A 12,499-nucleotide genomic window follows, 5' to 3' on the forward strand; every position below is an offset into this window, starting at 1 on the left:
GGAGGGTGGCGTCGGCGACTGGTGGTTGTCGACGACGGGTGGTGTCAGCGACGGGTGAGGGTGAGCCGGATGCCGCGCGGGTCCAGTGCCAGGGGCAGCGGTCCGTGCGGGTCGAGTACCGGCCGGGTGGCCGTGATCCGGCGGCGGCGCAGGACCTCGGCACACAGCGCGGTGGTGATCAGCAGGCCCAGCCGGTCGCCCGGGCAGCGGCCGGGGCCGTGGCCGAACGGGGCCATCCGGATGTCCTCGTCCGCCCCGGGGGTCTTCCAGCGGCCCGGTACGAAGACGTGCGCGGCCGGCACCTGCTCCGGGTCGCGCTGGTGGAAGTGGGCGGGCAGCAGGACGGTCGTGCCGGCGGGGTGGCGTACGCCCCGCCACTCGGTCTCGGTACGGGTGACGCGGATCAGGTCCGGCACCGCCGGGTACAGGCGCAGGCACTCCCGTACGCAGGCCCGCAGCCGGGGCAACTCCTCGGGGGCGCCGCGTCCGGCGGCTTCGGCGGCCGCGGCGTCCTGTTCGGCGGGGTGGGTGCCGAGCAGGAGCAGGGTGCGCAGCATCGTGGCGGGGATGCCGTCCATGGCCCGCAGGGTCTGTTCCTCGCGGTCGGCGTACGCGGCGGGGTGGCCGAGCATGCCGTGGCCGGGCATGCCCTGGCCGAGCAGGGTGTGCCCGTCGGCACCCGCGGCGCGCTCGCGGCCGCGGCGGCGGAGCCGGCCGAGCAGCCCGGGGAGTTGCTCGGCTCCCGCGGCCGCGCCGTCGCCGAGCACGATCCGGCGGGCGGCGCGGGCCACGGTGTGCCGGGTGCGGGCCAGGTCGAGGGTGGCGGCGGCGGTCAGGTGCCGGGCCTCTTCGGCGATGACGGCGCGGACGGCGGCGCAGGAGCGCACCCCGCCGGGGCCGGGCGACAGCACGGCGGCGGGTTCGGCTTCGTAGAACTGCCGGAGTTCCTGCCGGTCGAGCAGGACGAGTACGGCTCCGGACAGCCCGCGCAGGAGCACGGGCGCCCCGCCGTGGCGGGCCCGCAGGGCGCGGAGCGCGTCGGCGGAGAAGGCCGGACGGGCGCCGCCGGAGCGGCCCCGGACGAGGAGCGGCAGGGCCCGGCCGGCCGCGAAGCGGACGGCACCGGCGCGGCCGGTCCGTGCCTGCTGCCCTCGTGAGACGGCGGACTGGGTCGTACCGGGACCGGTCATGGCCGCACCACCTCCCTGCGATCCGGCCGCTGGGGTGAGGTCCTCCGGCAGGACGCCCAGGGCGGCCTCGTGAAGCGTGCGCATCCGGGTACCTCCGCGCGCGGCCGGAAACCAACGGTCGGTGACATCGCCCTCACCGTACGTCCCCGACGCCACCCCCGCGCCCCGAGCGCGACCCGGCCGGATCCGGACCTCGGGACCCGGCCGCTAGGGAATCGGCGTGAAGGCCGCTTCGCGGAAGGCCGTGCGGAGGGGGCCCGGGGGGTGGGTGGGGAGGAGGAGTGCCCAGCGGTGGAGGCGCGGGGAGAGCCAGAGCGTCTGGGACTCGCCGTAGGCCCAGGTGCCGTGCGGGGCCGGGTGCCAGAGGAGGCCGCGGGCCGGGGTCAGTTCGCCGGTGCGGATGCGGAGGGATTCGGTGATCCATGCGCGGGTGAGGGGGTGCTCCGCCGCTGAGAGGAGGTGGCTCAGGAAGCGGCCGAGGTCGGCCGGGGGTGCGTGCAGGGCGCCGTCGGCGAAGCCGGTGCCGGTCATGCCGAGGGGGTGCCAGATCCGGGTGGCGGCGAGCTCGGCGAGGGGGCTGCCGGTGAGGTGCTCGGCGAGGCGGGTGAGGGCGGTGTGGGCGGCGGGGCCGGTGGAGTGGCTCAGGAGGTGGTGCGCGGTGGTCCCCGCGGCGGCTTCGACCCCATATGCCGTGAGGGGGGTGTGCAGCCGCAGCGCCTCTTCCGCGACGAGGCTCCCGATCACGGGCCACAGGGCGAGCACGGGCATCAGCCCGTCGACGTCGAGGGGCGCGCCGTCCCCCGCCGACCCGGCGTACGGCCCGTCCGGCCCCCCGACGGCCCATGTCGCCTCGGGATCCGCGGCCTGCAGCACGCCTCGGATCCGGTCGGCCGCCTCGGCCGCGCCGGGCACTTCGGGCACGTCGGTCCGGTCGCTTTGGAGCGTCATGGGCCCCACGCTAGCCATCGGGTGGGTGGGCGCACAGGCGCGGCGCCCGGAGTCGGCGCGTATGCGCTCGCGGCCACCCGAATGGCACCGGGAGGGGCGGGGCGCCCTTCGGCGCCCCGCCCCCTATCGCCTCTCCGGCTGTCCGCCGGTGCCCGTCAGCTCTTGTCGGGTCGGTCCGTCACCCGCAGGGAGTTCAGCAGCGGTTTGCCGTACCCCCCGTGCGCGACGAAGCGGACGTTGAGCACGCCGTCCGTGACCGTGACCGTGTACGTCCGGGTCAGGGCCGTGTACGTGCCCGCCTCCAGCGCGATGTCCAGCGAGGGCAGCACCTGCGTGCCCTCGGCCATCACGTCGAAGACCCGCTTGTTCGGCTTCGTCGACGACAGCTCCGCGAAGCCGAGCTCCACGGTGTACGTGCCGTTCGGGACGTTGTCGAAGCGGTACTCGTACATGCCCTCACGGGCGTTGCGGAACAGCTTCTGATCGGCCGTACCGGCGATCGTGCGCCCGGTGGAGTGCGTCGAGGAGCTGCCCTGGTAGCCGTACGAGCCGGCCGTGTACTTGCGGTCCGGGGACCAGCCGTCCCCGAGCGTGTCCGTGGCCGCGGAGTCGGATCCCGCGTCCAGGGCCACCTGGTAGCGGGGGACCACGACCTTGACCGGGACGGTGAGGACCGGGCTGCGGCCGCTGCGCGAACTGATCCGCAGGTTCGCCGTGAGGACCGAGCCGGCGGCCAGGCCCGTGGTGTCGACGGCCAGGTTCACGGTGGCCTTGCCGCCGATCGCCAGGTTCCCGGCGTCGGGGGTGGCCGTCAGCCAGGCCGCGTCCTCGGCCACGGTGAACTGCGAGTCGAGGGTGCCCGAGTTGGTCAGTTCGAGGGTGCGGGTGCGCTTCTGGCCCGCCGGGAGGACGAGCTCCAGGGAGGGCTGGGACGCGGTGACCCGCGCCGTCCACAGGGACTGGTTCACGGCCGTGACGCCGCCCTGCTCCACGGTGAAGGCGTTGGTCACCCCCGTGTACCAGTCGGCCAGGATCGTGTAGGAATTCTTGCCTGAGCCGGCCTGCAGGAGGTAGCCGCCGTCCGCCGCCGTGGTGGCCGTGACGGCCTCGGCGCCGAAGCCGACGGTCACCGTGGCTCCCGCGACGCCCTTGCCGTCGTTCGCGTCGAGGATCCGGCCCGCGACCACGCCGCTCTTGGTGGTCTTGAAGGCGATGGCGAGTCCGTCGGTGATGACGGCCTGGTTGAAGGAGTACTTGAAGGCGTCGGTGCCCGTCGCGTTCTCCACGCCGACCGTGGCCGTGGAGCCGCCCTTGATGCCGGTGCCTCCCGTCCCCTTGTACGTGTAGACGACGGTGCCGTCCTCACTGATCGCCGCCGAGAACGAGAACTTGTCGGCCTGCGCCGACCAGTGGGACACCTCGCGCCACTCGATCACGTACGTCCGGTGCGGGGCGGTGCCGGTGACGCCGGTGAAGACGCCCGACCCGCTGCCGGCCGCGCCGACGACCAGGTCGTCCCAGAACGGGTAGAGCGCCGCGTTGGGCGTGGCCGTGCTCGGGAGGTCCCCGTTGATGTCACCGGTGTTGTTGCCGCCGAAGCTGACCGTGCCGTTCGTCCCGATCCAGGCCTGGCCGTACGTCTTGCCGTACATCGGGACCGGGAACGGCAGGTCGACGCGCTCGGTGGTGTTGTCGCCGGTCAGCGCGAGCTGCCGGTCGCCGGCCGCGTACGGGCGGCCGCCCGGGGTGGCGCAGGCGTAGCCGTAGCCGTCGGTGCGCTCGGGCAGCGTGACCGCGACCGTCGTGTCGCCGGCGACGGTGGTCTGGGCGCTGCCGCCGCTGACGCAGCGGGAGGAGTGCGCGGCCCGTACCTCGTAGGTGCCGTGCGGCAGGGTGACCTCGAAGCGGCCCTGCTCGTCGGCGGTCGCGGTCACCGGGGTGTCCGTGACGGTGACGGTGGCGCCCGCGGCGGGTCCGGCGGCCGAGGTGACCGTGCCGGTGAGCTTGCCGGAGGGGGCCTGGGTGAGGGTGAAGTCGCCGGTGGCGGTGGCGTTCTCGGTCACCGTCGCCGTCGAGGTCTGCTGGCCGTAGCCGAACTTGGAGACGGTGAGCGTGTAGTCGCCGACCGACAGGGAGCGGAAGGTGTAGGTGCCGTCGGCCGCGGTGGTCGTCGTACGGCCGATCGGCCCGGCGGCGGTGACCTTGGCGCCCGCGACCGGTGCGCCGGCGGAGCGGACCGTGCCGGAGACGGCGCCGATGGCGCCGCGCGGGGCGCCCGAGACGGCGGCGAACGCGTCGAGCTTGCCCTCGCCGAACACGTTGTTGTCGGCGGCGTTGCCGCCGCACTGGCCGTTGTCGGTGTCCTGGGCGGTGCCGTTGAGCAGCTGCTCGGTCTGCGCGACGTCGCCTTCGAGGGCGGGGGCGGCGGACCAGAGCAGGGCCACGGTGGCCGCGGTGTGCGGTGAGGCCATGGAGGTGCCGGAGAAGGCCTCGTACGCGCCGCCGGGAACGGAGGAGCGGACGTTCACGCCGGGGGCCGCGATGTTCGGCTTGACGATGCCGCCGGGGCCCGCGCCGCGCGAGGAGAACGGCGCGATCGTGCCGTTGATGTCGAAGGCGCCGGAGCTGTAGGAGCTCGCGTAGTCGCCGGGCGAACCGCTGGTGGCGCAGCCGGGGCCGGAGTTCCCGTTGGAGAAGGCGGGGAAGATGCCGGCGGCGCGCCAGGCGTCGACGATCTGCTGGTACCACTCGTCGTGCGTGGCGCTGCCCCAGGAGTTGTTGACGACGTGCGGGGCGAGGTCGGGGCGCGGGTTATGGCCGTTGAGGTCGGTCGGGGCGACGATCCACTGGCCGGCGGCGAGGAGGGAGGCCTCGGAGCAGGAGTTGGTCTCGCAGCCCTTGGCGGCGATCCACTTGGCCCCGGGGGCCACGCCGATCTTGTTGGCGCCGCCGTCGTCACCGACCATGGTGCCCATGGTGTGGGTGCCGTGGTCGTTGTTGTCGCAGGGGGCCGCGGTGGGGCAGACGCCGGCCGGATCGAACCAGTTGTAGTTGTGGTCGTAGGACCCGTCGGCGTTCTTGCCGCGGTACTGGCCGTTCACGGCCGGGTGGGTGTAGTCGACGCCGCTGTCGATGTTGGCGACGACGATTCCTTCGCCGCGCACGCCGAGCTGGTCCCAGACCTGCGGGGCCTTGATGCGGTCGATGTTCCACTCGACGGCGTCGGCGGCGGCCTTCTCCCGCTTGCCCTCGGCGGGCTTGGGGAGGGTGACCTTGTCGTCGGCGTCGATCCGGGAGACCTCGGGGCGCTGCGCGAGGGTGCCGGCGAGTTTCTGGCTGCCGACGACGCGGACGGCGTTCACGATCCAGTACGAGGTGTACTCGGCCTTGGCGCCGTCCAAGGCCTTGATCACCTCGGCCTGGCTGCGCACGGCGTGTTCCTGCTTGGCGTGCAGAACCGTTTCAGCTTTGGCGGCGCGGGTCTTCTGCCGCCCCGCCGCCGTGAGGTCGGCGGCGCTGTCCAGGTAGACCCAGAAGACGGCTTTGCCCGTGTCGTCGAGCTGGGTGCGGAGTTTCGGCTCGATCTTGCGCTCGGCCGCTGCGGGGGTGGGGCCGGGTTCCGGCGCGGCCGCCGCCACGCCTGCCCCTACCGGCAGGAGCAGGGCCGCGGTGAGAGCGGCGAGCGCCGCGCGTAACGATCGTCGCCTGTTGCGTTGGGCCACGTGTGGTCCTCCTCGGACGCCGTGTGCAGGTTGTGCGGGAAGGGCGTGCGCGACGTGCGCGGTCATGGTGAAGGAGAGGTCATGGACATTACAAGAGGGCCTAATGAGCCGTATGCTGCGCGCCTGGGGTGGCCATCGCGGCCCCGGCGGGCCAGCCTGAAGACATGAGCGATCCAGCGCCGGGTACGGAAGAGCACGCTCCGGCCGGGCCCGGCGTGCCGCTCGCGTCCGCCCGGGGCCGGTGGATCGTGCTGACCACCGTGCTCGGGTCGACCATGGCCCTGCTCGACTCGACCGTCGTCAACGTCGCCCTCCCCACCATCGGGGTGGACCTCGACGCCGACATGGCCGTGCTCCAGTGGACCGCCAACGCCTATCTGGTCACCCTGGCCGGACTGATCCTGGTCGGCGGAGCGCTCGGGGACCGGTTCGGGCGGCGCCGGATCTTCGTCCTCGGGGTGGTGTGGTTCGCAGGCGCCTCGCTGCTGTGCGGAATCGCGCCGAACACGGGGGTCCTGATCGCCGCGCGGGCCCTTCAGGGCGTCGGCGGCGCCCTGCTGACCCCCGGCTCGCTCGCGCTGATCCAGGGCTCGATCGCCGCCGAGGACCGGGCCCGGGCCGTCGGGCTGTGGTCGGGGTTCGGCGGGGTCGGCGCGGCCGTGGGACCGTTCCTCGGCGGCTGGCTGGTGGACGGGCCCGGCTGGCGCTGGGTGTTCCTGCTGAACGTGCCGGTGGCCGCGGTGTGCGTGCCGATCGCCCTGCGGCACGTACCGGAATCGCGTGACCCGCAGGCGCACGGGCGGTTCGACGTGCTCGGCGCCGCCCTGGGGGCCGCGGCCCTCGCCCTGCTGACGTACGCCCTGATCGAGGCCCGTTCCGGTTCCCCGCTGGTGATCGCCTCGGCCGTCGGGGGCGTGCTGCTGTCCGCCGTGTTCGTGTACGTGGAGCGCCACCGGGCCGATCCGATGCTGCCGCCCGACATCTTCGCCTCCCGGCAGTTCACCGCCGTCAACGTGGTCACCCTGTTCGTGTACGCGGCCTTCAGCGGGTTCTTCTTCCTCGTCGTTCTCCAGCTCCAGGTGGTCTCCGGCTACTCGGCGCTGGGCGCGGGGGCGGCGCTGCTGCCGACGACCGCGCTGATGCTGCTGCTCTCGGCCCGGTCGGGGGCGCTCGGAGAGAAGATCGGGCCGCGGATCCCGCTCACGGTGGGGCCGCTGTTGTGCGCGGCCGCACTGCTGCTGATGCTGCGGGTGGGGCCGGACGCCTCGTACGTACGGGACGTGCTGCCGGCGCTGATCGTGATGGGCATGGGCATGGTGGCCCTGGTGGCTCCGCTGACGGCGACCGTGCTGTCATCCGTGGACCCCGGCCGGGCGGGCCTGGCCAGCGGCATCAACAACGCGGCCGCGCGGGCTGCCGGGCTGCTGGCGGTGGCGGCGCTGCCGCTGCTGTCCGGCATGGGGCCGGACGCGTACCGCTCGGCGTCCGAGTTCGACGCCGCGTTCGGGCGGGCCATGCTGTGGTGCGCGGGGCTGCTGGTCGTGGGCGCCGCCGTGGCCTGGACCACCGTACGCAAGCCCGTGCCCGGAGCGGGGTGCCACCCGGAGTGCCACACCTTCTGCGCGACGACCTCCCCGCCGCTCGAACCCCCGCGGGCGGCGAAGCCCTGACCGGCGCGCCATGTGCTGGAACGCCACGGCCGATCTGACGGCGGGTGCGGTCGTCACCGCCGTCGGGATCGTGTGCGTGGCGCGCGTACGACGGGCCCGCGATCTGCCCGTCGCCGCACTGCCGTTGCTGCTGGGCGCCCACCAGCTGGTGGAGGCGGCCGTATGGCGCTCGGGCGGCGGCTGCGGCCCGGCCACGACGGCCTGGGTGGCGATCGCCCTTCCGGTGCTGCCGGTCTGGGTGCCGCTCGGGGTCCTGCTCGCGGCCGCTCCGGTGGACCGGCGCCGCCTGTGGGCGCCGGCGGCCGTCGGGCTCGCCACCGCCGCCGTGCTCTCGTACTGCCTCGCGACCCGGCCGGCCGTCGCCGAGATCCGCGGCCACACCCTCGGCTACGGCGTGAAGGTTCCGTGGACACCGCTCGTCCTCGCGGGCTACCTCTTCGCCACGCTGGGCGCCCTGCTGCTCTCCGGCGACCGGCGGCTGCGGCTCCTCGGCGCGGTGCTCGCGGTCGGGGCATTGGCCTGCTCAGCGCTGTGGCGGCTGGAATTCGCCTCCACCTGGTGCGCCTTCGCGGCGGTCGCCTCGCTGCTGGTCCTGGGGTGGGTCCGGCGCCCCCGGCCCGGCTCCCCTGTGACGTGACAGGCCGAAAGTTACCTAGACGTGTGTAGTGACTTCCCATGCGCCCGGCAGTAGAACTCGTTCCCATTCCGCCGAGAGTGAGGAACGTCACATGAGTGACAAAGGCCTGCACAAATCCGGCTCCAAGGGAATCTCCCGTCGTGGATTCATCGCGAGAACAAGTTCTATTCTCGGGGCAGCGGCCCTCGCCGGTCAGATCACCCCGGCCCACGCGCAGACCACCGCCTCGGCGGAAGCGGCCGCCGGCCCCATCGACAACGGCGCGCACGTCCCGGCCCTGGTGATCGGCACCGGCTACGGGGGCTCGGTGGCCGCATTGCGGCTCGCCCAGGCCGGCGTCGACGTCCACATGATCGAGATGGGCATGGCCTGGGACACCCCGGGCCCGGACGGCAAGATCTTCTGCAACACGACCACGCCCGACCAGCGCTCCTACTGGCTGCGGACCAGGACCAAGCAGCCCCTGAGCAACTTCCTCGGCTTCCCGATCGACAAGGACATCCCCCGCTACACCGGGATCCTGGACGCCGAGGAGATGGGCGGCATCATCGTCTACCAGGGCCGCGGCGTCGGCGGCGGCTCCCTGGTCAACGGCGGTATGGCGGTCACCCCGAAGCGCGCGAACTTCGGCGCCATCCTCCCGTCGGTTGACGCGGAGGAGATGTACGGCACCTACTACCCGCGGGCCAACGCCGGACTCGGGGTCGGCCTGGTCGACCCGGCCTGGTTCGACACCGTCGACTGCTACCAGTTCGCCCGAGTCGGCCGCAAGCACGCCCAGCGCTCCGGATTCCCGTTCGTCTTCGTCCCGGACGTGTACGACTGGGACTACATGAAGCAGGAGGCGGCCGGGACCGCCCCCAAGTCCGCGGTCGCCGGGGAGATCCTCTACGGCAACAACTACGGCAAGAAGTCGCTGCAGAAGACCTATCTCGCGCAGGCCAGGGCCACCGGCAAGGTCACCATCTCCGCCCTGCACAAGGTCACTTCCGTCTCCCCCGCGCCGGGCGGCGGCTACACCGTCGTCATCGACCAGATCAACACCACCGGCGCCACCACCGCCACCAAGACCGTGGTCGCCGACAAGGTGTTCTTCGCGGCCGGCAGCGTCGGCACCAGCAAGCTGCTCGTGAGGCTCAAGGCCACCGGGGCGCTGCCCGCCCTGAACGGCGAGATCGGCAAGGGCTGGGGCGACAACGGCAACGTCATGTGCGGCCGGGCCAACCACCTGTGGGACCCCACCGGCAAGGTGCAGGCCTCCATCCCCTGCGGCGGCATCGACAACTGGGACGCGGGCGGGGCGTTCGCCGAGGTGGCACCGCTGCCGACGGGGATCGAGACGTACGCCTCGTTCTACCTGTCGATCACCAAGAACCCGAACCGCGCCGAGTTCACGTACAACGCGGCCTCGGGCAACGTCGAGCTGAACTGGCAGACGGCGTGGAAGCAGCCGTCCATCGACATGGCCAAGAGCATCTTCGACAAGATCAATTCCAAGGAGGGGACGATCTACCGGACGGACCTGTTCGGCACCAACAAGATCTGGGGCGACCACCTCACCTACCACCCGCTCGGCGGCGCGGTCCTGAACAAGGCCACCGACAACTACGGCCGCCTGCACGGCTACACCGGCCTGTACGTGATCGACGGCGCGCTGATCCCCGGCAACACCAGCGTCAACCCGTTCGTCACCATCACGGCGCTCGCCGAGCGCAACATCGAGAAGATCATCGCCACCGATCTGTAGGCGGTCCGTGGAGCCGTGCGTCCGTGGAGCCGTGCACCCGTGCACCCGTGCACCCGTGGAGCCGTGCACCCGTGGAGCCGCAGAGCCGCACACAGAGCAGAACCGGGGCCGTCGGACACACCGACCGGCCCCGGACCCGTCGCCCCGACCGGCCTCAGTGCCCCGGCAGCACGCACACGCTGTCGAGGCCGAGCACGTGGTTGAGCCGGCCGAAGGCCAGCCAGGACCCGATGCTCATCGTCAGCTCCACGATCTCCAGCTGGCTGTAGCGCGCGGTCATCCGCTCCCAGAACTCCTCGTCGAGGTTGTGGTGGTCGAGCGTGTAGCGCTCCGCGTACTCCGCCGCCAGCCGGGTCCGTTCGTCGAAGCGGTCCGTGGTGCGCCAGTCGGTCACGGCGTCCGAGAACTCCTCCTCGACCTTCTCCCCGTCCCGCTCGGTCCGCCAGTCGAGGCAGAACACGCATCCGTTGATCTGCGCCACGCGCAGCCGCGCGGCCTCGAACTCGCGCAGGCCCAGGGTGGTGTGGGCGTACACCGACAGGGAGAAGTTCGCGGCGGCCATCCCGATCCCGGGGACCATGTCGCCCCACACGTACTCGATCGGGTGCTGGCCTTCGGGTATGTCGATCCTCATGGCTGTTTCCTTCCGAGCTTGCCGATGGCGGGGCGCAGGGGGACGTCGAGGGCGTCGTAGAGGCCCGGTTCGGCCTCCACCAGCCAGTCGATGGCGCCGACCAGGCGGCCGACGGCGGTGGCGTTGCCGCCCGCCGAGCGGTTCTCGCCCTCGTCGGTGGCCTCGACGGTGACCTCGATGTGCGGGCGGCCCTCGATGATCACGCGGTGGGCGCCGTCGCCGCCGTCGGGCGGCGACGGCCAGTCGGGGGCGCAGGAGGCGTGGATGCGGGTGACGTGCTCGATGACGAGGCGGGGTTCGCCCTCGACGATGCCCTGCACCTCGAAGCGGATGGCGCCCTGGGTGCCGGCCGCGAACTCGCCCATGGTGCGGGTGGTGACGGTGGTGTCGAGGGCGCGGCGGTCCACGGTCTCGCGGATCTCGTCGAGTTCGACGCCCAGGGCCCGGGCCATCATGCGGATCTGGCCGCCCCACACCATGGTGGGGACGGACGGCATGAGCATCATCGGCTCGAAGTCCATGGGCTGGCCCATGCCGACGAGGTAGCGGACCGAGCCGGGCTGGTCGTAGGTGGAGTAGTCGAATATCTCCTGGCAGCGGATGGCGTCGATGGTGCTGCCGAGTCCGCTGAGCAGGAGCGGGAGTACGTCGTTGCCCCAGCCGGGGTCGACGCCGGAGGCGAACAGCGAGCCGCCGCCCTCCGCGACGGCGGCGGCCACCGGATCGCGGAACTCGGGCGGGGCGTTGCGGTGGTCGTAGAGCGGGTAGAGGGCGGGGCTGACGACGACCGCGCCGGACCGGACGGCCCGGGTGATGTCGGCCAGCGCGTCGTCGGGGCGGGTGTCGCCGGAGGCCGCGTAGACGACGGCCTGCGGCCGGGCGGCGAGGACCGCTTCGATGTCGTCGGTGGCCAGGACCCCGGTGTCGTGGTCGAGTTCACCGAGCCGGCCCGCGTCGCGGCCGATTTTGTCGGGATGGTGGACGATGACGGCGGCCAGTTTCAGCGCCGGATGGGCCTCTACGGCACGGATGGCCAAACGGCCGACGTTGCCGGTACCCCAGACAACCGTGGAAATCATGCGCGGAGGGTAGCGACAGGACCTGCACGTTTCCAGAGTCGCGGACCCCGGCCTTCGGTTACTGGTTCTGGCCGCCCAGGACGAAGAGGAGGTAGACGAAGAAGGCGAAGAGGTGGCCGACGAACAAGTAGGCGACCAGCCGAATCACCAGACCGCGCGGGAACTTGGACTGGAGCTTCATGGTGGGACTCCTGGGCTGGGACGAGTTGGAGGGTTGGAGGGGTTGGAGGGGTCAACGGTGCTGTGCGGGCGCGCCGGAGGCACCGCCGCCGAGGCACAGACCGGCGAGGCTGCTCTGCAGCAGGGTGTGGACGAACAGCAGGTCTGCTCCGCCCTGGGTGGCCGCGCCGATCCGGTGCGGGGTGAGGGAGTCGAAGTGCGCGCTGTCCCCGGGCTCCAGCAGGTACTCGGCCTCGGCCAGGTGCAGCCGCAGCCGCCCGCCCAGGACGTACAGCCACTCCTCGCCGGGATGTACGCGGACCAGGTCACCCTGGCTGCGCCCGTGGGGGACGTGCACGCGCAGCGCCTGCATCCCGCGGCCGGAGCCGCCGGCCTGCCAGTACGTCCACCCGTCGGCCTCGCGGGCACCCGGACCGCCCGCCCGTACGATGGGATCGGCGACGGCGGGGGTCTCGCCGAGCAGTTCCGAGACCGTCGTACCGTAGGTGCGGGCGAGTCCGAGCAGCAGCGGCAGCGAGGGCTGGCGCCGCCCGGTCTCCAGCCGGGACAGGTGCGCGGGCGAGAGCCTGGCCCGCGCGGCGGCGGCCTCCAGGGTGAGCCCGGCTCGGCGTCGCAGGTCACGCAGCTGCGGTGCCACGGAGGGAAGCTCTTCGGGGCCGGGGCCGGGGCCGGGGGCAGGACCGGATGTCATA

Annotated in this window: 10 protein-coding genes; 3 read left to right on the forward strand and 7 right to left on the reverse strand. The window is 72.6% G+C overall.

Annotation, left to right across the window (positions count from 1 at the left end; all coding sequences use genetic code 11):
* Positions 1–44: 44 nt before the first annotated feature.
* The 3 genes from IF02_RS32985 to IF02_RS0105035 form a co-directional block, all read right to left on the reverse strand.
* Positions 45–1,274 carry a cytochrome P450 gene (locus tag IF02_RS32985; protein ID WP_030154016.1) on the reverse strand — a complete coding sequence of 410 codons (1,230 nt, stop codon included), beginning with the start codon at positions 1,272–1,274 and terminating at the stop codon, positions 45–47.
* 123 nt (positions 1,275–1,397) lie between these two features.
* A complete protein-coding gene (locus IF02_RS0105030; protein WP_030154017.1) occupies positions 1,398–2,138 on the reverse strand; it encodes a hypothetical protein in 741 nt (246 codons plus the stop codon).
* 155 nt (positions 2,139–2,293) lie between these two features.
* Complete coding sequence (locus tag IF02_RS0105035) at positions 2,294–5,926, reverse strand: S8 family serine peptidase (RefSeq protein ID WP_078621879.1); 3,633 nt, start codon at positions 5,924–5,926, stop codon at positions 2,294–2,296.
* 98 nt (positions 5,927–6,024) lie between these two features.
* On the opposite strand from IF02_RS0105035, the gene IF02_RS0105040 reads away from it, so the two are divergent.
* The 3 genes from IF02_RS0105040 (at position 6,025) to IF02_RS0105050 (ending at position 9,914) form a co-directional block, all read left to right on the forward strand.
* Positions 6,025–7,530 carry an MFS transporter gene (locus IF02_RS0105040; RefSeq protein WP_051695868.1) on the forward strand — a complete coding sequence of 502 codons (1,506 nt, stop codon included), beginning with the start codon at positions 6,025–6,027 and terminating at the stop codon, positions 7,528–7,530.
* Between the two features lie 10 nt (positions 7,531–7,540).
* On the forward strand, positions 7,541–8,167 hold the full coding sequence (locus tag IF02_RS0105045) for a DUF6629 family protein (protein WP_030154020.1): 627 nt from the start codon (positions 7,541–7,543) through the stop codon (positions 8,165–8,167).
* A 91-nt stretch (positions 8,168–8,258) separates the two neighbouring features.
* On the forward strand, positions 8,259–9,914 hold the full coding sequence (locus IF02_RS0105050) for a GMC oxidoreductase (protein WP_030154021.1): 1,656 nt from the start codon (positions 8,259–8,261) through the stop codon (positions 9,912–9,914).
* A 154-nt stretch (positions 9,915–10,068) separates the two neighbouring features.
* Here IF02_RS0105050 and IF02_RS0105055 read toward each other — a convergent pair whose 3' ends face one another.
* The 4 genes from IF02_RS0105055 to IF02_RS0105070 are packed head-to-tail and all read right to left on the reverse strand — an operon-like array spanning position 10,069 to position 12,498.
* A complete protein-coding gene (locus tag IF02_RS0105055) occupies positions 10,069–10,548 on the reverse strand; it encodes a carboxymuconolactone decarboxylase family protein (protein WP_030154022.1) in 480 nt (159 codons plus the stop codon).
* Positions 10,545–11,627, reverse strand: a complete 1,083-nt coding sequence (locus IF02_RS0105060; RefSeq protein ID WP_030154023.1) for a dihydrodipicolinate reductase — start codon at positions 11,625–11,627, stop codon at positions 10,545–10,547. The genes IF02_RS0105055 and IF02_RS0105060 overlap by 4 nt, the downstream gene beginning before the upstream one ends.
* A 58-nt stretch (positions 11,628–11,685) precedes the next feature.
* Entirely contained in the window at positions 11,686–11,808 is a 123-nt protein-coding gene (locus IF02_RS32170; protein ID WP_037835509.1) for a DUF6126 family protein, read from the reverse strand.
* A 51-nt stretch (positions 11,809–11,859) separates the two neighbouring features.
* Positions 11,860–12,498, reverse strand: coding sequence for a helix-turn-helix domain-containing protein (locus IF02_RS0105070; protein ID WP_030154024.1), 639 nt, complete (start codon positions 12,496–12,498; stop codon positions 11,860–11,862).
* Between the last annotated feature and the right edge of the window lies 1 nt (position 12,499).

Source organism: Streptomyces sp. NRRL S-244 (genome assembly GCF_000717915.1).
In the GTDB taxonomy this organism is placed as follows: domain Bacteria; phylum Actinomycetota; class Actinomycetes; order Streptomycetales; family Streptomycetaceae; genus Streptomyces.

Bases quoted from the DNA above. Each gene is read 5' to 3' on its own strand.
- IF02_RS0105040 (WP_051695868.1), top strand. From the start codon at position 6,025: ATGAGCGATCCAGCGCCGGGTACGGAAGAGCACGCTCCGGCCGGGCCC.
- IF02_RS0105050 (WP_030154021.1), top strand. From the start codon at position 8,259: ATGAGTGACAAAGGCCTGCACAAATCCGGCTCCAAGGGAATCTCCCGT.
- IF02_RS0105045 (WP_030154020.1), top strand. From the start codon at position 7,541: ATGTGCTGGAACGCCACGGCCGATCTGACGGCGGGTGCGGTCGTCACC.
- IF02_RS0105035 (WP_078621879.1), bottom strand. From the start codon at position 5,926: ATGACCGCGCACGTCGCGCACGCCCTTCCCGCACAACCTGCACACGGC.
- IF02_RS0105055 (WP_030154022.1), bottom strand. From the start codon at position 10,548: ATGAGGATCGACATACCCGAAGGCCAGCACCCGATCGAGTACGTGTGG.
- IF02_RS0105030 (WP_030154017.1), bottom strand. From the start codon at position 2,138: ATGACGCTCCAAAGCGACCGGACCGACGTGCCCGAAGTGCCCGGCGCG.
- IF02_RS0105060 (WP_030154023.1), bottom strand. From the start codon at position 11,627: ATGATTTCCACGGTTGTCTGGGGTACCGGCAACGTCGGCCGTTTGGCC.
- IF02_RS32985 (WP_030154016.1), bottom strand. From the start codon at position 1,274: ATGCGCACGCTTCACGAGGCCGCCCTGGGCGTCCTGCCGGAGGACCTC.
- IF02_RS32170 (WP_037835509.1), bottom strand. From the start codon at position 11,808: ATGAAGCTCCAGTCCAAGTTCCCGCGCGGTCTGGTGATTCGGCTGGTC.
- IF02_RS0105070 (WP_030154024.1), bottom strand. From the start codon at position 12,498: ATGACATCCGGTCCTGCCCCCGGCCCCGGCCCCGGCCCCGAAGAGCTT.